This is a genomic window from Lederbergia wuyishanensis (assembly GCF_022900255.1).
Taxonomy (GTDB): Bacteria; Bacillota; Bacilli; order Bacillales; family Bacillaceae_C; genus Lederbergia; species Lederbergia wuyishanensis.
Genome location: NZ_JALIRM010000001.1, coordinates 1 through 23,237 on the forward strand (window position 1 = coordinate 1; position 23,237 = coordinate 23,237).

The window sequence follows — 23,237 nt, forward strand, 5'->3', positions numbered from 1 at the left end:
GATTTCCCATCGCGCAAGCGAGTAAGATCCCTGAAAGATGATCAGGTTGATAGGTCCGGTGTGGAAGTGTGGCGACACATGGAGCTGACGGATACTAATCGATCGAGGACTTAATCAATGTATGATACGGTTTGCCTTCTCTATTATTTGGTTTTGAGGGAATGAAAAATTTCTCTTGAAAAATCTAAAAAACATATTATAATAAAATATGTCGATTATGAATTGTCTGGTGGCGATGGCGAAGAGGTCACACCCGTTCCCATCCCGAACACGGAAGTTAAGCTCTTCAGCGCCGATGGTAGTAAGGGGCTTCCCCTTGCAAGAGCAGGACGTTGCCAGGCAGATATATCATTCCGCAGTAGCTCAGTGGTAGAGCTATCGGCTGTTAACCGATCGGTCGTAGGTTCGAATCCTACCTGCGGAGCCATATTGGAGAGCTGTCCGAGTGGCCGAAGGAGCACGATTGGAAATCGTGTAGGCGGCTAACGCTGTCTCAAGGGTTCAAATCCCTTGCTCTCCGCCATTCACACATTACATATGGCCCCTTGGTCAAGCGGTTAAGACACCGCCCTTTCACGGCGGTAACACGGGTTCGAATCCCGTAGGGGTCACCAATTTTATTATCGCGGGGTGGAGCAGTCTGGTAGCTCGTCGGGCTCATAACCCGAAGGTCGCAGGTTCAAATCCTGCCCCCGCAATATTAATAATTTAGATACTATTAGATCAGTACTAGATTATTTGGTCCCGTGGTGTAGCGGTTAACATGCCTGCCTGTCACGCAGGAGATCGCGGGTTCGATTCCCGTCGGGACCGCCATTTATATTATTTACATAATATATAATGATTTTAGTTGCATATGAATCAAATTTCTTAGTATTACATAGGCTCAGTAGCTCAGTCGGTAGAGCAAAGGACTGAAAATCCTTGTGTCGGCGGTTCGATTCCGTCCTGAGCCACCATTTATTCAATATGGTGGGGTAGCGAAGTGGCTAAACGCGGCGGACTGTAAATCCGCTCCCTCCGGGTTCGGCGGTTCGAATCCGTCCCCCACCACCATTTTAATACAGGGGTATAGTTTAATGGTAAAACGAAGGTCTCCAAAACCTTTGATGTGGGTTCGATTCCTACTACCCCTGCCAATTTAAATTTATGGCGGTTGTGGCGAAGGGGTTAACGCATCGGATTGTGGCTCCGACACTCGTGGGTTCGATTCCCATCAATCGCCCCATTTTATTTTTTATTAAAAGTTTATGTTTTGATTGGGCTATAGCCAAGCGGTAAGGCAACGGACTTTGACTCCGTCATTCGTTGGTTCGAATCCAGCTAGCCCAGTTTGCGGAAGTAGTTCAGTGGTAGAACACCACCTTGCCAAGGTGGGGGTCGCGGGTTCGAATCCCGTCTTCCGCTCCAAAAATGGCGGCATAGCCAAGTGGTAAGGCACGGGTCTGCAACACCCTTATCACCGGTTCAAATCCGGTTGCCGCCTCCATAAGCTTTGCCCGAGTGGTGGAATGGCAGACACGGTGGACTCAAAATCCACTGCCTTCGCGGGCGTGCCGGTTCAAGTCCGGCCTCGGGTATTTTGAAAATCGTTTATTGTATAATATAAAGGTGTAGAAAATAATTATATTTTCTACACCTTTTTTGTTTAACTTTCTCTATTCCTAACTTTAATATATTAATAGTGTATTTGAATGCATAGAGGATTAATTTGACAAGTTGAACTTCACATTTTTTGTCTAGAAATAATGTCTATATTTAATTTGGATTATTAGTTTAAGAAAGTGGCGAAAAAATATAAAATACATGCACTTTTCACTACAATAGTTAGTTATATTTATGATTAATGATAAATTATTAAAGGATTTTTTCTAATTAAATAGAAAGTGTTATGAAGAGCAAATATATAAAAGCTGTTTATGGAGGAAACCTTATGGAAAAAAATGCATTAGTTACAGGTGCTGATCGAGGATTAGGATTTTCATTGACGCATTGGCTGTTAGAGAATGGGTATAAAGTATTTGCTGGCCGATATAATGAGGACTGGACACTTTTGGATGATTTAAAAGTAAAATACCCTGATATGCTTGAATTGGTTACTTTGGACGTAGGTAATGACAAAAGTGTTGAAGATGCGGCACGTTTCATTCAAACGAAAACCTCATATCTCGATATTATTATTAATAATGCGGGAATCATTGATCAAGCAAAAAATGCAACAATTTTAGAGGAACAGGATTTCGAGGTTATGCAACAATTGTTTAATATTAATTCTCTAGGGGCATTGAGGGTTTCAAATCAATTTATTGATCTTTTATTGAAAGGGGATACAAAACTAGTAGTTAATATTTCCTCCGAGGCAGGTAGTATTGCAAGAAATCAAAGAACGAACTGGTACGGTTATTGTATGTCCAAGGCGGCTTTGAATATGCAGTCTTCTATTTTACATAAGCATTTAACGTCTTTAGGTGGTCAAGTATTAGTATTTCACCCCGGTTGGATGCAAACCTATATGGAAGGATTTCATTATAAGGAAGCGACTTATCCACCTGAAATTGCGGCTGAAAAAATAATGAAGCTCGTTCATGATCATAAACGTTTCTTGGCAGAAGAACCTGCATATATCGATCTTGAAGGGCAAGTTTGGCCCTGGTAAAAAGAAATCAATTGTAAAATATAGTAACCTAAGAATATATAACAAAATATATATACGATTTGCTTGAAAAAGAGTGGGGGCGATTCATTTGGAGAAACAGCTGAACGTCGGTTTGATTGGTTATGGATTTGCGGGGAGAGCTTTTCACGCACCTGTTATCACTTCAGTACCTGGATTAAATTTAAGAAAAGTTGTGGAAAGACACAGTGATAATTCTAAAAAACGTTATCCATGGGTCGATGTAGTTCGCTCTGTGGATGATCTATATGGGGATCCAGAAATTGATTTAGTCGTAGTAACTACTCCAAGTACAAATCATGTTGAATTTGTTCGTGATGCTCTTAATGCTGAGAAGCATGTCGTAGTGGAAAAGCCATTTACTACTACGGCTGAAGAAGCGGATGAATTGATTAAACTTGCTAAAGAAAAAAATAAAGTTTTAAGTGTATTTCACAATCGACGCTGGGATGGAGACTTTATGACTGTTCGTGAAATCCTTCAAAACGGATTAATTGGTGAAGTGAAAGAATGCGAATTCCATTGGGATAGTTTTAATCCTATTGCTTCCTCCACTAATTGGAGAGAAAAGTCTGGTCCAGGTACTGGAGTTTTGTATGATTTAGGAGTTCATTTAATTGATCAAGCGATATGTCTATTTGGTATCCCTAATATGATTTCTGCTGATGTTCAAATTCAACGTGTAGGCGCTATGGCACATGATTATTTTGATTTGACACTTTTTTATGAACGCCATCTGAAAGTGTCGTTGAAATCGTCAAGAATGGTTCGTACGAAAGGTCCCCGATATATCCTGCATGGGGATAAAGGTTCATTTATTAAATATGGATTAGACCCCCAAGAACAAGCTTTAATTGACGGGCATACTCCATCTAATAGTAGAAATTGGGGGAAAGAACCTGAGGAGTCATGGGGACTAATTGAAACGACAGTCGGTGGATTGAATGTTAAAGGTACTATAGAAACAATTCCTGGGGCATATCAGGATTACTATCAAAATATTTATGAGCATATTACAGGAGTATCCAATCTTGTTGTTAAACCTGAGGAAGCACGATTGAATATTCGTCTGATAGAACTTGCGCTTGAAAGCCATAAAGAAGGTAAAGTAATACCCGTTCATTTATAAAAGAAAGTGAGATGAGAGATATGTTTCCATTTAAAATAGCACTAAACACTTCAACATTATTTCCTTTTAATCTTAATGTCATTCAGCAAATTGAGGTTGCTGAAGAAGCTGGATTTGAGGGTATTGAGCTTTGGATGCAAGATATCGAAGCTTATATCTCGGGTGGTGGAACTATTCAAGAAATCAAATCTGCATTAGAGAGAGCGAATATAGAGTTTATAAATGCAATAACATTTTTTAAATGGGCTGATGTAGATGCAGAGGTACGTAAAGCGGCGTTCGAACAAGCAGAAAAGGAAATGCAATTACTTAAGTTACTGGGATGTAAATACATAGCCGCTCCTCCTTTTGGGAATGTAGAGGGTACAAACCTAGATGAGATGGCAGAGTATTTTAATTATATAGTTCGTTTAGGACGACAAGTTGGAGTAGAGCCTATTCTCGAGTTTTGGGGAAAAGCTAAGAAGCTCTCAACATTGGATGAAGCGCATTATGTTTTGGATAAAAGCAATATTTCTAATGGGAAGATGTTATTAGACCCTTTCCATATGTACGTTGGTGGTAGTGATTTTTCTGGATTAAAAAGCTTAAAAGGGGAAGAAATTGGTGTTTTTCATATAAATGATTATCCGAATAATCCCGAAAAAGATGAATTGACAGATCAGGATCGCGTTTTTCCAGGAGAAGGAGCTTTGCCTACTGAGGAAATAGCTCAATTATTAAATGCTATTGAATATGATGGCTATTTGTCCTTGGAATTATTCATTGAGGATTTTAAAGGAAAAACAGCTGCGGAAGTTGCGAAATATGGCCATAATTCTGTAAGAAAATCTTTTGAACTTTTATAATATAAAAGGCGACATATAATCATAGCTATGTCGCCTTCAATATCGTAACGGGGAGGATTTACACTTGAAGAAATGGATATTAATAATTGGAATTCCCCTCATTTTAGTCCTCGCAAGCACTGGTGTTTATTTTACATTAAGTAATTCAGTAAAAGATTCTGATATTGTAAAACAACAATCACCTATTAAGGAAAAGCAGCCAGTCGTTCAGGTTGACGTAGAAGTAGATGAAAGTGATAATATTGTGCTGACGAATGATGCGATTAAAGATATGCATAATACATTAAATAATCTTGTTGGATGGGGAGGAGCCGAAAAATTTAGTTTTTCTTCTAATAAGGCAAAATTAGAAGCTTTATATGATGATATTGAATTAATCATAATTTATGAAAAAACAGATTCAATAAAATCCGATTTGCAAAATGCATTAGATGCACTTGAAAAAGCAATGAATGAAGAAGATATCAATGGAATAATTGTTGTTCATCGAATTGTTCATGATTTAGATGGGTATTTAAATAAGGATCCATTAGACGGAAAAATATGGGGATACACTGAGACTGTAAGTGGTAATGCAAAAAAAGCATTAAAGTATATTCAATAATGAATAATTTAATTGAGAGTTAATGGTACTGTATATATTTTCGGAATCGTGTCCAATAACCCTTTTGTCGAGACACGATTCCGAATTTTGTTATCACAAATACAAGTGTAAAAAACAATACTTATTTAAATTTGCAAAATTAGACAAAAAATTGAACATTTTGTTACATACGTTGCATTTCTGTGATTGTTTTTATATAATAAAAAAGTTCCCAATTGATGCGGGTGTAGTTTAGTGGTAAAACTACAGCCTTCCAAGCTGTTGTCGTGGGTTCGATTCCCATCACCCGCTCCATACATACCAAGCGCAGTGTCTTGTTCTAAAAATGAACGGGGTTCTGCGTTTTTTATTGTCTTCTTATTCCGATAATCGCTTATTAAACGATTATCAAGTCGCTGCTTTTATTACTTTAAATCTTCCTTCCCCTCCGTTAATTTGTGTGAACATTCCTGATAAAGAAGCGAGAAGTTCATTTGCCGATTTATCGTCGATTGAAGATGGTAAGTATATGATTTGAAGTGCATTCTTAGTATTATGAGTAACTGCAGTACGAGTCGAATCAACAAAAGGACTTCCAAACGGACCATTGTTATCAACGGAAAGAAGTAAATGTTCAAGCTGATTTTCTCTTCCGTTTAGTCCTTCATATCCTTCATCTTTTTGTCCAATGCGAATAACTATATCCCCAATAATTTTATCCTTATCATAGATACCAAACGGAACTCTATATTTTAATGAAAAAAAGTTATTAACGTCTGTGGCTGAATTCGTGCTAGGAAGAAATTGTTGTTTTTTTACTCGCCTGTATAATGCTTCGGCCGAATGTCTATAACGATTTGGGTCTTTACCTAGTTGTTTGAATATCCTTCGCCACTCTTTTATTTCTGCATAGTCACTAACATTCTTATCTTCTAAATCAAAAAATAAAGATTCCTGAAATAATTGCAGTCTTCCTTTTAACATTTGTGGAGATTCTTCTACTATAATATTTTCGTAATCGATTATACCGATTATTAATTCTGGCAATAAAAATCGTAAATCTGAATCTATATGAATTTCCAACCTTTCCACCTCCAAAAAACATTAAAAATAGTTTACCATAGAACTAATAGTAAAATCTTAATCGACAATTTATCGTTTATATAAAATCTAAATGAGAGGAGGTACAATGATGGATTATCTTCAATTGAAAAAAGATATTATTGAATTTAGTAAAAGTATAGGCATTGATAAAATTGGATTTGCTAGTTCCGATCCTTTTATTGAGATGAAGAACTTGCTGATTCGTCAGCAAGAACTTGGATTTCAATCGGGCTTTGAAGAGAAAGATATTGAAAAGCGGACTGATCCAAGTTTAATCTTTGATGGACCACGCTCTATCATAGCCATTGCATTGGCTTATCCATCAAGAATGAAAGATGCTCCTAAGGGCAAAAAAGGGGAGCGAAGAGGAATCTTTTGCCGGGCTTCTTGGGGAATCGATTATCACATTTTAGTTCGTGAAAAGCTTGAACTATTAGCTGAATATATTGATAGTAAAGTTCCTAATTCACGATTTAAATTAATGGTGGATACAGGAGAATTAGTAGATCGGGCAGTTGCAGAACGTGCAGGTATTGGGTGGAGTGGAAAAAATTGTTCGATTATTACTCCTGAATTTGGTTCGTACGTATATCTTGGAGAAATGATTACGAATCTACCCTTAGAACCTGATGAACCTCTACATGATCAGTGTGGAGAATGTAGATTATGCATAGATGTTTGTCCAACAGGGGCTCTCGTCCAGCCGGGGCAACTAAACGCCCAGAAGTGTATTGCCTTTCAAACCCAGACAAAAGGTTTTTTGGCTGATGAATTTAGGGATAAATTAGGAAATCGGATTTATGGTTGTGATACGTGCCAGACGGTTTGTCCGAAAAATAAAGGAATGGATTTTCATGTTCATCCCGAAATGGAACCCAATCCTGAAATTGTAAAACCACTTCTACAGCCACTACTTTCCATATCAAATCGTGATTTTAACGAAAAGTTTGGAAAAATTGCTGGTTCATGGAGAGGGAAGAAACCGATTCAACGAAATGCTATCGTAGCACTTGCTCATTTCAAAGAAAAATCTGCTGTCAAAGATTTAGTTGAGGTTTTGAAGAAGGATGTTCGACCCGTAATGAGAGGAACAGCTGCTTGGGCTTTAGGGAAAATTGGCGGAACTGAAGCGAAAGAAGCATTATTGAATGCTGAAAAAGTAGAGCAGGATGAAGAAGTGAAAACAGAAATTAAAAAAGGTCTTAATTATTTTATTGTTAAAGATGAAGCGTAGCAACTTCATCTTTTTTTATACTTTTAACTGACATCCCACGCATATATATCGATGAGGAGGGATGTCTCGTGAGAAAGCAATTAGCTGCAAAGCTGGAGGAACGATCTGAACAGTTTGTTCAAAGAAAAAAAGTGGAAGAAGAAAAAATAATTAAAAAGCAACAATCACTTAAAAAGAGAAAAGCTGAAATCGTGAAGGTCATGGCAACAGGCAAAATTTTTTCGAGAAAACGGGAAGATGATCAAGATCAAATATATTATAATGTGCATTTAAAATATTTCATTAAACAAGGAGGGCTTTTCTATCTTGAAGAAGAGATTGAGAATCGCAAGGCATCGTTTTTCAAAGGAGCAGTCTATGAAGACGTAGAGCTGCCGGTAATTTATCCAAAGGAAGAAGAAAGAAATTATCTATTAAACGAGAATAGTCAAGAACAAAGGTATCCGTTTTATTATGACCGTTTAAAAGCAGTTCGGTATGCGGAGAGGTGGTGGAATGACTATAACCCTGCGTATAAAAAATTTGAAGTAGATTGTACGAATTATATATCTCAGTGCCTTCATGCAGGTGGAGCTCCGATGCGAGGATATCCAAATCGTTCGAAAGGCTGGTGGCATCAATATAGAAGTTGGAGTTATAGTTGGGCTGTTGCCAATTCTTTAAAAGGACATTTACAAACATCCACAGTCGGATTAAAAGCGAGAGAAGTAAAGGATCCTATGCAGTTACAATTAGGGGACGTCATTTGTTATGATTTCCAAGGCGATGGACGTTTTGATCATAATACAATCGTAACGGGTAAGGATGCTGCTGGGATGCCTCTTGTTAACGCCCATACGTATAATAGTAGGATGAGGTACTGGGCTTATGAAGATTCATCTGCATATACGCCGAATATAAAATATAAAATGTTTACCATTATAGATGATGCCTAAGATTTTGTTGTATAATGGCAAGTGAGGTGAACATACGTGCCAATTCATGTTGTATTATTTCAACCAGAAATTCCTGCAAATACTGGAAATATTGCTAGAACATGTGCAGCTACAGGAACAAAGCTACATTTAATAAGACCACTTGGATTTTCAACTGATGATAAAATGCTAAAGAGGGCAGGTCTAGATTACTGGGAGTTTGTAGATATTACGTATTATGACTCTTTAGATGAATTTTTTGAAAAGAGCCATGAAGGGGAACATTTTTTATTAACTAAATTTGGTGAAAAACCACATACAAGTTTTGATTATAGTGATTCGAATATGAATTATTATTTTATTTTTGGTCGTGAAACGAAAGGATTGCCGAAGGAGTTTATTGAAGAACATCAGGATACATGCCTGCGAATTCCAATGAATGATAATGTCCGATCTCTAAATCTATCCAATACTGCTGCAATCTTAATATATGAAGCCTTGCGTCAACAAGGATATCCCAATCTATATTAATTACGAAAAGTCCCCATAGGTGAACGGGGACTTTTTTATTTCAATCTAAACTGTTAAATATTGTCTAGCTAAATCACAGATATCATTTACATCTTCTTTATAAATGGACTCAGAAAAAACATTTTCCACTGAACAAAGAACACTCTCGATTAAAAATTCTCTAGGTTTATCTGATTGGAATTCTGAGAGAAGAAATTCAAGGTAATTTAGTTTCGTTCCAATTACATTTTCGTTTTTTAAATGAGAAACTATAATATCTAACTGATTAATCATTCTCTCCTTTAAATAGTCTTTAGAATATAAATTGTTATTATCATCTATGTCCAACCAATTTACAGGAAAAAAAGGAACTATTTTATTTTGATAACCGCTAAGTAATTGTAGGCGGTTAAACGCAAAACGGACTGTATCTTCTAAATCGTATTCTCTTTTAGAACCTAGCATCCGCACGTGATTAGTTTGCTGGATTATTCCAAAGAAAATCACAGCAAAATCCATTGAATGCCGTTTTGTATCTATTCCAAACAATTCAACTATTCTGCTCGCAGTCCATTTAAGTTCGTTCATATGTTGTTTCTTCATATGTGTTTTAAGCTCTTCATCTTTTGAAGAAAAAACAGATTCATAAAGCGCAAGTAAACTTTGTTCTCTGTTCATTTTCATCCTTACTAAAACTTGTTGAATAAAAATCTCTGGATCATTTTTGGGTTTGCCAAGAGATAATTGTTCACGTAAATAACTTGCCTCATCTCTTACCTGATCAAGAATTGCCATTAAACATGCATTTTTAGAAGCAAAATGATTATAAAATGTACCCTTCGCAATGCGTGCCCCATCCAAAATATCTTGAATAGAAGTATTTTGAAAGCCCTTCTCAATAAATAAACGGTGTGCTACATCAAGTATTTGCTTTTTTCTAGGATTCATATTCTCACCTTTTGTACCATCGGTCTATTTTTATAATAGCTTTAAATCAGCTTTAAATCAACTTTTGTAAAAAAATGATATTTTTTATTGATTTTTATAGACTATGGGTATAGAATGTGTAAAGTGAGTATAAGGAATGAAGTATACAGAATACATGTTTGACTGGAGGAGTAAAATAATGGATATACAATCCATTCAAAAGAAACCACCATATGGTGCGATTGGTATTCTTTTTTTCGGTGCCTTCGTATCATTTTTAACGAATACGTTGATTAATATTGCACTCCCTTCTATTAAAGAAGAATTTGATATTAGTATGTCAACCGTTCAATGGTTATCGACGGGATATATGCTTATAAATGGTATTCTTATCCCTACGAGTGCCTTTTTTATACAGCGAATTTCCAACCGAAAGTTATTAATTACAGCACTCAGTTTGTTTACAATTGGTACATTGCTTGCAAGTATATCGCCTTCTTTTGGAATATTGTTGACTGGAAGAATGATTCAAGCTTCAGGCTCAGCTATTATGATGCCTTTATTGATGAATGTCATGTTAACAGCGTTCCCGGTAGAAAAAAGGGGAACCGCAATGGGATTCTTCGGTCTTGTCATGATCACAGCTCCTGCTATAGGACCGACATTATCTGGTTATATTATTGAACATTACAGTTGGAGAACATTGTTTGACGTTGTTCTTCCGTTCGCTTTAATATGTTTAATATTGGCCATTTTTAAAATGAAAAATATTACACCATTAAAGAGTGTTCATCTTGATATATTGTCACTAATATTATCCAGTATAGCTTTTGGTAGTCTTTTATATGGATTTAGTTCAGCCGGTGATAAAGGGTGGGGAGCTCCAATTGTATATGGAACAATCTCACTTGGATTTGTTGCATTAGTTCTTTTTATTATTCGTCAGTTGTTCTTCTTGAAAGAACCTATGCTTGAGTTTCGAATTTATAAGCATCCTATGTTTGCATTGTCATCAGCTATTTCTATTGTTATTTCAGTTTCCATGTTCTCAGGAATGATTTTAACACCTATGTATGTGCAAATAGTCAGAGGTATCTCACCACTTGATTCAGGGCTATTAATGTTGCCTGGAGCATTAGCAATGGGAATTATGTCGCCAATCACAGGAAAACTGTTTGATAAGTATGGAGCACGTGTTCTTGCACTTGTAGGGCTTACGATCATGATTGTTACCACGTATTTATTTACAGATTTGACATTGGAAACTTCTTATATGCATCTGATCTGGTTATACACATTCCGTATGTTTGGAATGTCAATGGTAATGATGCCGGTCATGACAAATGGAATGAATCAGCTTCCAATGCAAATGAACCCGCATGGAACAGCAATGAATAATACCCTGCAGCAAGTTTCTGGAGCCATTGGAACTGCGTTTATGATTACGGTAATGAATAAACGTACTGAAAGTTCTGCTGCTGAATTAGCTGCTAATGCAAAGGCTAGTATGGGTACGAATGCGACTCCGCCATCAGCAGAAGCTGTTGCCGAAATGCAGCAACATATTATGCATCAGGCAATGTTAGATGGAATTACACATGCATTCCTAATCTCTACATTTATCGCCTTATTGGCATTAATATTAGCTTTCTTTATTAAAAGGGTTAAACCACCAGTACAATCAATGCCAGATACTAAAGCAGTCATTAAAGCTAAAGGTGTCGCAACTGAATAAAAAACAAGAAAACTGCCAAGAGTTATTTGGCAGTTTTTTGATAAACAGATAAATATAATGTGCTTTTCAAAAGAGTGGGCGTTGATTGGAACAAATTGTCTTCTATCTATATATTTAAAGTTGCTCAAGCAATTTTAACGATTCACGATTGAAAGCTGGAATGTCGTCGGGCTGGCGGCTTGTCACAAGTTGATTCTGGCAGACGACCACTTCCTTGTCTGCATATTTTGCACCAGCGTATTCCATATCTACACGAATGGATTTATATCCGGTTGCGTCACGTCCTTCCAAAGCTTTGGCTGTAATCAACAATTGCGGTCCGTGGCAAATAGCAAATACTGGTTTTTTCTCGTCCATAAACGATTTAGCAAATTTTACGAAACGCTCATCCGCCCTCAATTGATCCGGAGAGAAACCGCCTGGAATGAAAAGAGCATCAAATTCTTCTGGATTTACATCATCAATTCCTTTATCAATACGAACTGTTGCTTTCTCTTGCTTCCCTTTAACTTCATTACCAGCTTCTTTTTCAATCGTCACGACTTCATGACCTGCATCTTGGTAGGCTCTAGCTGGTTCTGTGTACTCGGAATCCTCGAACATATTGGTAATAAGTGTTGCAATTTTTGCCATGACTATTCACTCCTTTTTGTGATGCACTTTTACTATTCCACATAAGGATTTGACTAAACATGATAATTCACTGCTTACTATAAATGAAGTTTTATTTTCAATAAAAGAACAAGGAAAGCTCATGAATAATTCAATAGCTTTAAATGCATCAACTACAAGAGATTCTAAGCATGAAAGTAGTTATCATTGACAATTATCCACTCTCTAAAATGATTAAAAATCATAAAAAAATAAAAAGTGATTCGAACACTATATTCGAATCACTTTTGGTTTGCTTTTTGCAATAGCAATTTTGATGACTGTTTTTGCAAAAATTTACAAACCTTGCTATAAGATATTGCGTACTACAAAGTTAACGTTCTTATTTTTTATTTACTCCAGGCTTATCTTCGTAACCTGCTGTAAAAATAGCTGACAAAAACGCTATGATAACTCCAATAACTAAGATTGTTTTCATAGTATATGTAAGCCTCCTCAATAATCATATTCCAATATGAAATAATTATAGCCCATTTTTTATATAATGTGAATGAAACAGGATTTTTATTAATTAAAAATATGACGAGTTCGTGAATTGAGTTTTGCGCAAGCAAAATTTTTAATTAATGATAGTTATAAACATATTTTTTGCTGTCTAGCTCTAGGCACCATCAACACGTATACAGAAATTTTTTGTGCATATTACACTTTTCTTATTGTCTGGAATTAATCATGTTTAGTTGTCCCTAAGCATACAATGAAATAATCATCTCTCATCACAGGGGAGGTCCATATGGATATTTTAAAAAAGATTGAACATTACCGTTCGCAAGAGGAAAGGCTGAAATGGGAAGGAACGTTTGCAGATTACTTAGAATTGCTTAAAGAGAAACCATGGGTAGCCCAGTCGGCCCACTCCCGATTATATAATATGATCAAAGATGCAGGAGTCGAAACAGTAAACGATCGAAAAATTTATAAATTCTTTAGTCATCAATTATTCGGACTTGAAGAGGCATTGGAAAAACTAGTAGAAGAATATTTTCACCCATCTGCAAAACGCCTAGATGTCCGAAAAAGAATCCTACTATTAATGGGTCCGGTGAGTGGGGGTAAGTCAACACTTGTTACAATGCTAAAAAGGGGGCTAGAAGCTTACACAAGAACAGATCAGGGAGCGATTTTTGCTATAAAGGGCTGTCCAATGCACGAAGATCCATTACATTTGATTCCACTTCATTTGCGAGAGGATTTCCACGAGGAATACGGTATCAGAATCGAAGGAAATCTGTCCCCACTTAATACAATGAGGCTAGAGGAAGAGTATGGTGGGCGTATAGAGGATGTTCTTGTTGAGCGGGTTTTCTTTTCCGAGGATAAGCGTGTTGGAATTGGAACGTTCAGTCCATCTGATCCAAAATCTCAAGACATAGCCGACTTGACTGGTAGTATTGACTTTTCAACGATTGCAGAATATGGATCTGAATCTGATCCAAGAGCCTATCGATTTGACGGTGAATTGAATAAAGCAAATCGCGGATTAATGGAATTCCAAGAGATGTTAAAATGTGATGAAAAATTTCTATGGCATTTACTCTCATTAACACAAGAAGGTAACTTTAAAGCTGGGAGATTTGCTTTAATTTCCGCGGATGAACTGATTGTTGCCCATACGAATGAAACAGAATACCGTTCTTTCATCTCTAATAAGAAGAATGAGGCCTTACATTCACGTATTATTGTAATGCCAGTTCCATATAACTTAAAAGTTTCACAAGAGGAACGTATTTATGAAAAAATGATTAAAGAAAGTGATGTGGCAGATGTCCATATTGCACCACATACACTTAGAGTAGCAGCTATGTTTACAATATTAACTAGGTTAAAAGATTCAAAAAGGGGCGATGTAGATTTATTGAAGAAAATGCGCCTTTACGATGGAGAAACTGTAGAAGGCTATAATGTAGCCGATGTAAATGAAATGAAAAAGGAATTTCAAGAAGAGGGAATGAGTGGAATTGATCCACGCTATGTTATCAATCGGATTTCTTCCACAATTATTAGAAAGGGAATAACAAGCATAAATGCTTTGGATGTACTCAGATCATTAAAAGAAGGTTTAGACCAACATCCATCCATTACACAGGAATTAAGAGAGAAGTATTTAAACTTTATTTCGCTTGCCCGTAAAGAATACGATGAAATGGCTAAAAAGGAAGTTCAAAAAGCGTTTGTTTATTCGTATGAAGAATCAGCTAAAACGCTTATGGATAATTATCTTGATAATGTGGAGTCTTTCTGTAATAAAACAAAGATGCGCGACCAATTAACTGGTGAAGAAATTAATCCAGATGAAAAGTTAATGAGGTCAATTGAAGAGCAAATCGGAATTTCTGAAAATGCTAAGAAAGCTTTCCGTGAAGAAATTCTAATTCGTATTTCTGCATTAGCCCGTAAAGGTAAGAGATTTGATTACAGATCACATGCAAGACTTAGAGAAGCAATACAGAAAAAGTTATTTGCAGATTTGAAGGATGTTGTGAAGATTACGACATCGGCCAAAACTCCAGATGAACAGCAGTTAAAGAAAATAAATGAGGTAGTAGCTCGCTTGATTGATGAACATGGATACAATTCAACATCAGCCAATGATTTATTACGATATGTAGGAAGTTTATTAAATCGCTGATAAATTAAACTTGCCTTCTTAGCAGAAATCACCTGTTAAGAAGGTTTTTATTTTCTATATGGGCTTGTCCTTTATATAACACTTTGTAAATAATTTTATTTTTTTGCATATGATAGAGTAATTACAGACTCTTTAGAAAAGACAGAAAGAAGTTGAACGTCGAGATAATATATGCCAAAACTCAATTTTGGTGACTAAATAGTAACGCCTTTTTTTCAAAAGAATTATTTTAAGAGGGAGGGTATAGAAATGACAGAGCAAGTGCATCATCAGTTCGTTGTATCCCAGGAAGATTGGTCCCTCCACCGGAAAGGCCATGATGACCAGCAGCGTCATCAAGAGAAAGTCCAAGAGGCGATTCGAAATAACCTGCCGGATTTAATCACTGAAGAAAGTATAATTATGTCCGATGGACGGGACGTTGTAAAAATTCCTATAAGATCTTTGGATGAGTATAAAATTCGTTACAATTATGATAAAAATAAGCATGTTGGGCAAGGAGATGGTGACAGCCAAATAGGGGATGTCGTGGCAAGAGAAGGTCCTGATCAAAAAGGTCCAGGAAAGGGTCAAGGTGCAGGGGACAAAGCTGGTGAAGATTATTATGAAGCGGAAGTTTCTATGTTGGAGCTTGAGGAAGCTCTCTTTAAAGAGCTGGAATTGCCCAATTTAAAGCGTAAAGAACTTGATACGAATCAGATTGATCATATTGAATATAATGACATTCGTAAAACTGGATTAATGGGAAATATAGATAAAAAAAGGACTATGATGTCTGCCTTTAAAAGAAATGCGATGAGTGGCGAACCTGGTTTTTATCCAATATATCCCGAAGATTTAAAGTTTAAAACTTGGAGTGATATTCAAAAGCCTGAATCAAGTGCTGTTGTACTTGCGATGATGGATACGAGTGGAAGTATGGGGATTTGGGAAAAGTATATGGCGCGGAGCTTCTTTTTCTGGATGACCCGTTTTTTAAGAACAAAATATGAATCAGTCACGATTGAATTTATCGCTCATCATACAGAGGCAAAAGTTGTGACAGAGGAAGAATTTTTCTCGAAAGGTGAAAGCGGAGGGACGATTTGTTCTTCTGTATATAGAAAAGCACTTGAAGTTATAGGAGAAAAATATGATCCTTCTCGCTACAATATTTATCCGTTTCATTTCTCAGATGGTGATAATTTAACATCTGATAACCCAAGATGTATTAAGCTCGTTAATGAACTAATGGAAATAACGAATATGTTTGGATATGGTGAAGTAAATCAGTATCAACGAAATTCGACATTAATGTCAGCATACAAAAATATTAAGGATGAAAAATTTTATTATTATATTTTAAAACAGAAATCTGACGTATTCCATGCAATGAAAAGTTTCTTTAAAAAAGAAGTAGAGCGTCAACATGCTTAAACCGGATTTTGTCCGGTTTTTTTCTTTTTAAATTCTAGTTCCAGCGTCTATCCACTAGAGGATTTCTAAGCCCTTCCTTAAGATAACTTAACAGTGATTCATTTCTTATCTTGTACCATTTATCCTGCCACAGCCTTCGAAATCCATAAAGATGATTAACAAACATGTCTGCTTTTCCTATTTAACGCTTTAAAGTATGTAATTTAATTTTCTGTATATTTGAAATCTTATTGACTATGGGTCGAAAGCAGTGTAACATAACGATAATTATTGCCATAAATTTTATAAAAAAGGGCGATGAAAGAAAAAGGAAGTTATTTTACTAAAAGCAAAAATAAGAGGTAAGTTATTTTGCTAATAGCAAAAAACTCAGAGGGGGAATAGAGAATGAAAGTCAGCTTAAATAAGCTTGCTATCTTACTTTTTGGTGTCGTATTAATGCTTGCAGCATGTGGGACAACTGCAACACCAAAAGAAGAAGAGCAGAAGCCAAGTGGTAGTAATCAGGAAGAAAATCAAAAAGAAGAACCAGCAAAAAAATATAAAATTGGTGTTACACAAATTGTTGAACATGATTCCTTAAATGCCGCATTTGACGGATTCAAGAAGGCAATTGAAGATGCTGGGTTAGATGTAGAGTGGGATGTACAAAATGCTATGGGTGAACCAAATAACAACCCTACCATTGCAACAAACCTTGTTAATGCAGGTGTAGATTTAATCTTCGCTAATTCGACACCTAGTGCACAATCTGTAGCGAGTGAAACTCAAGATATTCCGATTGTTTTTACATCTGTGACAGATGCTGTAGGAGCAGAATTAGTTGAGTCAATGGAGAAGCCAGGCGGAAATGTAACTGGAACAATTGATAACCATCCAGACGCAATTCCAAACACAATGAAATTTTTAAAAGAAGAGCTTAAAGCAGAAAAAGTAGGAATGGTATTCAATTCTGGGGAGCAAAATTCACGTGCTCAAGTAGATATTGCTAAAAAGGCAGCAGAGGGACTTGGATTAACAGTTGTTGAAGCTTCTGTTTCTACTTCAGCAGAAGTTAAACAAGCTACTGAATCATTACTTGGACAAGTTGATTCATTATATATTATTACTGATAACACAGTAGTATCCGCACTTGATTCTGTAGTAGATGTAGCAAATAATAACAAACTGCCTTTAATGGTCGGGGAGTTTGATTCTGTAAGAAATGGCGGTCTTGGTGCATTCGGTTTCGAATATTACGATATCGGTTATGAAGCTGGTCAAATGGCAGTGAAAATTTTAAAAGATGGTGTTAAACCAGCTGATATACCTGCACAAGTACCACAAAATCTAAAACTTGTTATGAATAAAGAAACAGCAGAAACAATTGGAATAGAAATTAAGGAAGAATGGAAAGCAGAATTAGAATAGATAGGAGATGATTCTGAAATGTTTGCAGCAATGTTTGGCTCCGTTGAGCAAGGAATCATCTATGCAATTATGGCACTTGGAGTGTATCTTACATTCCGGGTGCTTGATTTTCCAGACCTGACTGTTGATGGGAGCTTTGTTACGGGGGCAAGTACCGCAGCGACAATGATTGTTTTCGGATATCATCCTATTATTGCAACAGTATCAGCTCTTATAGTCGGATTTTTTGCGGGATGTATTACAGGCCTTTTGCACACAAAAGGGAAAATCAATCCATTATTATCAGGTATTTTAATGATGATTGCTTTATATTCCATTAACTTAAGAATAATGGGCTTAACGACAGAAAATTCAGTAGGACGCCCTAATATTTCGTTAATGAAACTAGATACTGTTTTTACAAAGTTTCACCAGTTTTGGGGATCACTAGGTGTTGATCCATTCTTAAATCAACTTTTAACAAAATTAGGGGTTAAGTTTTTACCTTCTACTTGGGGTATTTTTTTCCTCATGATCATTGTGACATTGTTGATTAAATTTGTTGCTGATTGGTTTTTACAAACAGAAGTTGGACTCGCCATTCGTGCAACAGGGGACAACAGAAGGATGATTCGTAGTTTCTCAGCTAATACCGATATTTTGATTATTCTTGGATTGGGAATATCGAATGCTTTAGTTGCATTTTCAGGGGCATTGATCGCTCAATACTCTAAGTTTTCCGATATTGGTATGGGGATTGGGATGATTATTATTGGACTCGCCTCTGTCATTATTGGAGAAGCGATTTTCGGCACGAAAACGATTCTCAGAACAACTATGGCAGTCATAGCAGGAGCAATTATTTATCGAATCGTTTTAGGCCTTGCGCTGCGAATTAAATTGCTAGATACAGGAGATATGAAACTTATTACAGCTATTATTGTTATCTTAGCGTTAGTAGTTCCGCAAATATTTGAGAAAAGCAGAGAAAAGAAGAGGAAATCGAAGCGTCATGCAGAGAGGTTAGCTGCTCTTTCCAAGTTAGAAAAAGGGGAGGGGAAGCCCGTTGCTGAAGCTAGAACAGATTAATAAAATTTTTAACGAGGCTACTCTTGATGAAAAAATAGCTCTCGATCAAATTAATCTAGAATTAAAGTCCGGGGATTTTGTTACAGTTATTGGAAGCAACGGTGCAGGGAAGTCCACTTTGATGAATATGATTTCAGGAGCTCTAACTCCTGATTTGGGAAATGTACTCATTGATGGGAAAAATGTTACTAAGCTTCCAGAGTTTAAAAGATCCCAGTTTATTGGTAGGGTATTTCAGGATCCAATGGCTGGAACAGCTCCGAATATGACAATTGAAGAAAACCTTGCTATGGCCTATTCACGTAATAAAAAGAGAGGTCTAAGAAGAGGCGTCGATAAAAAGAGACGGGAATATTTCCGTCAATCTCTAGAATCACTCCATTTAAACTTGGAAAATCGTTTAAATGCGAAAGTCGGTTTGCTTTCGGGAGGAGAAAGGCAAGCTCTGTCATTATTAATGGCCACATTTACAAAACCATCCATTTTATTGCTAGATGAGCATACGGCAGCATTGGATCCATCTAGAGCTGAATTAATTACAAATTTAACGAAGCAACTAGTTGAAAAAGATAAACTGACTACACTTATGGTCACTCACAATATGCAACAAGCACTTGATCTTGGAAACCGGCTAATCATGATGGACAAAGGCCAAATTATTTTAGAAGTAGACTCCGATAAAAAGCACGAGCTGACAATCGATAAACTGATGGCAGAATTCCAACGGATACGTGGAGAAAAGCTGACAGATGACAAAGCTTTACTTTCGATTTAAATGAAAAAGAGGTTATTCCAATCAGTGATATGCTCCCTATAAAGTAGACAGATGAAATAATAAAAATCTGTTTACTTTATTAGGGGGCTTTTTCTATGGCAAAAAGAACTTATTCCGCTCAAGAAAAGTATGAGTTAATTATCGCGTATGAGAATAGACAAACCTCAATTAAAGATTTTTGTCTTGAGCAGAGTATACCTAAAAAAACTATACAGGAATGGGTTTATCTATATCAATCACGCGGAATAGATGGACTTCAAAATTCAACTGGATGGAAACGGTACGCTAAAGAGTTAAAAACAGCTGCTGTTTTAGATTACCAATCCGGGTCTTACTCTTTGAAGGAGGTTGTACGGAAATATAACATTTCCAGTAGCTCAGTGTTACAGAAGTGGATAAAGAATTATAATGGTCATAGAGAATTAAAAGACACGCAAAGGATGAATAACTCTATGATCAAAGGTCGATCCACTACTCTTGAAGAACGTTTAGAAATCGTGATGTATTGTCTGCAGAACGGAAAAAACTATCACCAAGTATCAGAGCTTTTCAAGGTCTCTTATCAACAGGTGTATCAATGGGTGAAGAAGTACGAGAAAGACGGAGAATACGGTCTTAAAGACAAGCGGGGCCACCATAAGACAGAACTAGAGTTACCCCCCGAAGAAAAGGTTCAGCTCGAAATGAAACGGTTGGAACGGGAAAATGAGCGGTTGCGGGCAGAAAATGCATTCTTAAAAAAGTTGGAGGAAATCGAAAGGAGGCGTTTAAAGAAGCGTCCTTAAGCCAGGTTCGCTTAACCGATAAATATGTCGCTATTCAGGAACTTCATGAGAAGGAGAATTTCTCTATTTCGCTATTATGCGAGATTGCTAGAATTGCACGTTCTGCATACTATAAGTGGCTTAAACGGACCCCTTCAGAAAACGAGAAGTGGAATCAAGAAATTCTGGTGGAGATAAAGCGTCTAAATGAGAAAGTGGACGGCATATACGGATACCGCCGTATAACGCTGAACCTGAACCGCACCTTATCTCGGCCGGTTAACCATAAACGTGTGTATCGTCTGATGAGGATCACTGGAATCCAGTCGGTTATTCGACGCAAGCGCAAGAGCTATAAAGCAAGCACACCGCAATATGTGGTCGAGAACGTACTGAACCGGGATTTCCACGCAGAGATGCCAAATGAAAAGTGGCTGACCGATGTGACCGAAATGAAGTACGGAACTATCTCAAAGGCTTATTTGAGTGCGATCTTAGATTGTACGATGGGTCGATTGTGAGCTATGTATTGGGTACTTCCAACAATAATCCGTTGGTGTTTAAAACCTTGGATTTAGCATTGGAGGCAAACCCGGAAGCTACTCCCCTCCTCCATAGTGATCGAGGATTTCAATATACCTTTCCGGCATTTAAAAGGAAAATGGAGAAAGCAGAAATGGTTCAGAGTATGTCCCGGGTGGGAAGGTGCATCGATAACGGGCCAATGGAAGGATTTTGGGGAACATTAAAATGCGAGAAGTATTATCTGAAGAAGTACAGTACATTTGAAGAGTTGAAAAAGGATATTGAAGACTACATACATTTTTACAATCAAGAACGACTACAAAAAAGACTAACCGGCCTTAGCCCCATAGAATATAGGGCTAAAGCCGCCTAGTGTCATTTTTTTATTTCCACTGTCTACTTGACAGGGGGCAGTTCAAATCAGTGGATAACCTCTTTTTGATTTCATTTGAAAGAGATTGATATTTTTCAGATCCAGAATGCTTGAGCACAAGTTAGAGATTAAAGAATCAAAATAGTTTAATTCAATCTTAAACAGTTGTTGCTACTGTCTCAAATTGTCATCATTCCAATGAAAATCAGTAAAGTTAGTTTTCCGTCAAGGTCAACGCACTAATTAAGAACGAATAATATAAAAGGTATCTTTGAGTCTACATGCATTGAAAAAGGACAGAGCCCTTGTTCTTAAGCTTCTGTCCGCAATATATAACAATAATTTTTTTTTCTTAATGAGGCAAGAATACTAGTTGATAAAGAAATAGCACTGCAAAAATATAGACAAGCGGATGAACAGATTTCCATTTTCCTGTAACTACTTTTAATATTGGATAAGAGATGAAGCCCAACGCTATTCCAGTTGCAATACTTGAAGTTAGGGGCATACTCAAAATAATCAAAAATGCCGGAAACGCTTCATCTAGCTCGTCCCATTTAATTTTTGCAATAGCTCCCATCATCAAGCTTCCAACAATAATGAGTGCAGGAGAAGTAATAGCAGGTATACCTGACACCGCACTGACAAGTGGTCCGAAAAAAGCTGCAATGATAAACAAGATTGAAACTGTAACAGTAGTTAGACCTGTTCTTCCACCCGCTGCAACTCCCGCTGTTGATTCAACATAGGCACTTGTTGGACTCGTCCCAAACATCGCTCCCACTGATGTAGCAACTGAATCAGCTAACAATGCTTGACGTACTCGCGGCATAGAATTTCCTTTCATTAAACCAGCTTGTTCCGCTACACCAATCATAGTACCTGTCGTATCAAAAATCGTAACAAGTAAGAAAGAAAAAACGACAGCATATAAACTGTGTTGAAATACTTCCGCTAAAGCCGAAATTGGATTCGTAACTAATATACCTTCTGGAAGTGAAGGCTTGTCTATAACCGATTCTTGAAATGAAAGTTGTCCAGTAAAATAGGCAATAAGCCCCGTCACTATCATTCCAAGAAACAATGCTCCGGGTACTCTTAAAGCCATCAGAATTAACGTTACCGCTAAACCAATTAGTGTCAAAATCACGCCAAAAGAATGAAGGTCGCCAAGTGCCACTAGATTTGATGGGTGGGAAACAATCATGCCACTCATTCTCATCCCAATGAATGCAATAAATAATCCAATTCCAGCAGTAATTCCGTGCTTAAGATTTTCAGGAATTGCCTCAATTAATATTTTTCGAAAAGGTGTTAGAGATAAAATGATAAAAATAATACCAGCAACAAATACAGCAGCAAACGCAGTTTGGTAACCGATATCATGTGTACCAACAACAGAGTATGCAAAGTAAGCGTTTAGCCCCATACCAGGTGCAATCGCAATTGGATAATTGGCAGCTAAGGCCATCCATAATGTGCCGATTACAGTAGCTATGATAGTAGCTGAAAATACTTGTTCAAATGGGACACCTGCATCTTTAAGAATGATTGGATTAACTATAATAATATAAGCCATTGTTAAAAATGTGGTTAATCCTGCAATTAATTCAGTTGGCACATTCGTATTATTTTCCTTTAATTTAAACATATAAGAACCTCCAAAAAACGAACGATTAGTAATCCATTTAGTATAATATTCGTTTTTCGCAAATAATGCAAGCATAATTATTATTCCCGTAAAATTTTTATTACTAACATTAACTGACTAAATTGAAGATAAAAAATGTAGATTAGGAGTGATAGCAAGGAAAAGTTGCAAAATTTCTAGTAGAAAAAATCCGTGAGAGTTTTGGTCGCAGTGATAAATATATATGGAGGGCACTAAATCTGGAACATCAATATTACTACCTTAACAAGAGCAATAAAAAACACCCCTTTTTAGTA

At 36.7% G+C, this 23,237-nt stretch carries 17 protein-coding genes, 14 tRNA genes, 2 rRNA genes and 1 pseudogene; 30 read left to right on the plus strand and 4 right to left on the minus strand.

Annotated features, from left to right (window positions below):
• The 20 genes from MT489_RS00005 to MT489_RS00100 all read left to right on the plus strand — a co-directional run.
• Positions 1-118 (plus strand): 23S ribosomal RNA (locus MT489_RS00005); the annotation flags it as partial.
• Positions 119-225: 107 nt separating this feature from the next.
• Positions 226-341: ribosomal RNA gene (rrf, locus tag MT489_RS00010) — 5S ribosomal RNA — on the plus strand.
• Between the two features lie 11 nt (positions 342-352).
• A tRNA-Asn gene (locus MT489_RS00015) sits at positions 353-427 on the plus strand.
• Between the two features lie 4 nt (positions 428-431).
• Positions 432-523: transfer RNA gene (locus MT489_RS00020), tRNA-Ser, on the plus strand.
• A gap of 16 nt (positions 524-539) precedes the next feature.
• Positions 540-614, plus strand: a tRNA-Glu gene (locus tag MT489_RS00025).
• Positions 615-624: 10 nt separating this feature from the next.
• Positions 625-698, plus strand: a tRNA-Met gene (locus MT489_RS00030).
• Positions 699-740: 42 nt separating this feature from the next.
• Positions 741-816, plus strand: a tRNA-Asp gene (locus tag MT489_RS00035).
• 67 nt (positions 817-883) lie between these two features.
• Positions 884-959: transfer RNA gene (locus tag MT489_RS00040), tRNA-Phe, on the plus strand.
• Positions 960-971: 12 nt separating this feature from the next.
• Positions 972-1,056, plus strand: a tRNA-Tyr gene (locus tag MT489_RS00045).
• Between the two features lie 9 nt (positions 1,057-1,065).
• Positions 1,066-1,139, plus strand: a tRNA-Trp gene (locus tag MT489_RS00050).
• Positions 1,140-1,152: 13 nt separating this feature from the next.
• A tRNA-His gene (locus MT489_RS00055) sits at positions 1,153-1,228 on the plus strand.
• A 32-nt stretch (positions 1,229-1,260) separates the two neighbouring features.
• A tRNA-Gln gene (locus MT489_RS00060) sits at positions 1,261-1,332 on the plus strand.
• Positions 1,333-1,335: 3 nt separating this feature from the next.
• Positions 1,336-1,410 (plus strand) — tRNA-Gly (locus MT489_RS00065).
• A gap of 5 nt (positions 1,411-1,415) precedes the next feature.
• Positions 1,416-1,489, plus strand: a tRNA-Cys gene (locus MT489_RS00070).
• Between the two features lie 8 nt (positions 1,490-1,497).
• A tRNA-Leu gene (locus tag MT489_RS00075) sits at positions 1,498-1,580 on the plus strand.
• Positions 1,581-1,933: 353 nt separating this feature from the next.
• Positions 1,934-2,656 (plus strand): SDR family NAD(P)-dependent oxidoreductase, encoded by a 723-nt coding sequence (locus tag MT489_RS00080; protein WP_244679474.1) that lies wholly within the window; start codon positions 1,934-1,936, stop codon positions 2,654-2,656.
• Positions 2,657-2,744: 88 nt separating this feature from the next.
• On the plus strand, positions 2,745-3,803 hold the full coding sequence (locus tag MT489_RS00085; RefSeq protein WP_244679475.1) for an oxidoreductase: 1,059 nt from the start codon (positions 2,745-2,747) through the stop codon (positions 3,801-3,803).
• Between the two features lie 20 nt (positions 3,804-3,823).
• Complete coding sequence (locus tag MT489_RS00090) at positions 3,824-4,651, plus strand: sugar phosphate isomerase/epimerase family protein (RefSeq protein ID WP_244679476.1); 828 nt, start codon at positions 3,824-3,826, stop codon at positions 4,649-4,651.
• A gap of 64 nt (positions 4,652-4,715) precedes the next feature.
• Positions 4,716-5,255, plus strand: a complete 540-nt coding sequence (locus MT489_RS00095) for a hypothetical protein (RefSeq protein WP_244679477.1) — start codon at positions 4,716-4,718, stop codon at positions 5,253-5,255.
• Positions 5,256-5,475: 220 nt separating this feature from the next.
• A tRNA-Gly gene (locus MT489_RS00100) sits at positions 5,476-5,549 on the plus strand.
• Positions 5,550-5,642: 93 nt separating this feature from the next.
• Here the strand turns inward: MT489_RS00100 and MT489_RS00105 are convergent.
• Complete coding sequence (locus MT489_RS00105; protein WP_244679478.1) at positions 5,643-6,317, minus strand: B3/B4 domain-containing protein; 675 nt, start codon at positions 6,315-6,317, stop codon at positions 5,643-5,645.
• Positions 6,318-6,426: 109 nt separating this feature from the next.
• On the opposite strand from MT489_RS00105, the gene queG reads away from it, so the two are divergent.
• The 3 genes from queG to trmL all read left to right on the plus strand — a co-directional run bounded on the left by queG (position 6,427) and on the right by trmL (position 9,017).
• Positions 6,427-7,572: a tRNA epoxyqueuosine(34) reductase QueG gene (gene queG / locus MT489_RS00110; protein ID WP_244679479.1), complete on the plus strand. Its 1,146-nt coding sequence runs from the start codon at positions 6,427-6,429 to the stop codon at positions 7,570-7,572.
• Positions 7,573-7,640: 68 nt separating this feature from the next.
• Positions 7,641-8,507, plus strand: a complete 867-nt coding sequence (locus MT489_RS00115; RefSeq protein ID WP_244679480.1) for an amidase domain-containing protein — start codon at positions 7,641-7,643, stop codon at positions 8,505-8,507.
• Positions 8,508-8,543: 36 nt separating this feature from the next.
• Entirely contained in the window at positions 8,544-9,017 is a 474-nt protein-coding gene (trmL, locus tag MT489_RS00120) for a tRNA (uridine(34)/cytosine(34)/5-carboxymethylaminomethyluridine(34)-2'-O)-methyltransferase TrmL (RefSeq protein WP_244679481.1), read from the plus strand.
• 45 nt (positions 9,018-9,062) lie between these two features.
• Here the strand turns inward: trmL and MT489_RS00125 are convergent, their stop codons facing one another.
• Positions 9,063-9,944: a TetR/AcrR family transcriptional regulator gene (locus MT489_RS00125; RefSeq protein WP_244679482.1), complete on the minus strand. Its 882-nt coding sequence runs from the start codon at positions 9,942-9,944 to the stop codon at positions 9,063-9,065.
• Between the two features lie 178 nt (positions 9,945-10,122).
• Here MT489_RS00125 and MT489_RS00130 point away from each other — a divergent pair, with 178 nt between their 5' ends.
• A complete protein-coding gene (locus MT489_RS00130; protein ID WP_244679483.1) occupies positions 10,123-11,658 on the plus strand; it encodes a DHA2 family efflux MFS transporter permease subunit in 1,536 nt (511 codons plus the stop codon).
• 114 nt (positions 11,659-11,772) lie between these two features.
• On the opposite strand, the gene MT489_RS00135 is transcribed toward MT489_RS00130, so the two are convergent.
• Positions 11,773-12,291, minus strand: coding sequence for a type 1 glutamine amidotransferase domain-containing protein (locus MT489_RS00135; RefSeq protein WP_244679484.1), 519 nt, complete (start codon positions 12,289-12,291; stop codon positions 11,773-11,775).
• A 772-nt stretch (positions 12,292-13,063) separates the two neighbouring features.
• Here MT489_RS00135 and MT489_RS00140 point away from each other — a divergent pair.
• From MT489_RS00140 to MT489_RS22385, 6 genes and pseudogenes are all read left to right on the plus strand, one after another.
• Positions 13,064-14,959, plus strand: coding sequence for a PrkA family serine protein kinase (locus tag MT489_RS00140; protein WP_244679485.1), 1,896 nt, complete (start codon positions 13,064-13,066; stop codon positions 14,957-14,959).
• A gap of 249 nt (positions 14,960-15,208) precedes the next feature.
• Positions 15,209-16,375 carry a sporulation protein YhbH gene (yhbH, locus tag MT489_RS00145; RefSeq protein WP_244679486.1) on the plus strand — a complete coding sequence of 389 codons (1,167 nt, stop codon included), beginning with the start codon at positions 15,209-15,211 and terminating at the stop codon, positions 16,373-16,375.
• A 387-nt stretch (positions 16,376-16,762) separates the two neighbouring features.
• On the plus strand, positions 16,763-17,785 hold the full coding sequence (locus MT489_RS00150; protein WP_244679487.1) for an ABC transporter substrate-binding protein: 1,023 nt from the start codon (positions 16,763-16,765) through the stop codon (positions 17,783-17,785).
• Between the two features lie 18 nt (positions 17,786-17,803).
• The gene (locus MT489_RS00155) at positions 17,804-18,853 is read left to right on the plus strand and encodes an ABC transporter permease (protein WP_244679488.1); all 1,050 of its coding nucleotides are present in this window, start codon (positions 17,804-17,806) and stop codon (positions 18,851-18,853) included.
• The gene (locus MT489_RS00160; protein ID WP_244679489.1) at positions 18,831-19,628 is read left to right on the plus strand and encodes an ABC transporter ATP-binding protein; all 798 of its coding nucleotides are present in this window, start codon (positions 18,831-18,833) and stop codon (positions 19,626-19,628) included. Before MT489_RS00155 ends, MT489_RS00160 begins: the two co-directional genes overlap by 23 nt.
• A gap of 95 nt (positions 19,629-19,723) precedes the next feature.
• Positions 19,724-21,290, plus strand: a pseudogene (locus MT489_RS22385) (IS3 family transposase).
• A 352-nt stretch (positions 21,291-21,642) separates the two neighbouring features.
• On the opposite strand, the gene MT489_RS00180 reads toward MT489_RS22385, so the two are convergent.
• The gene (locus MT489_RS00180; protein WP_244679492.1) at positions 21,643-22,941 is read right to left on the minus strand and encodes an NCS2 family permease; all 1,299 of its coding nucleotides are present in this window, start codon (positions 22,939-22,941) and stop codon (positions 21,643-21,645) included.
• Positions 22,942-23,237 lie beyond the last annotated feature (296 nt).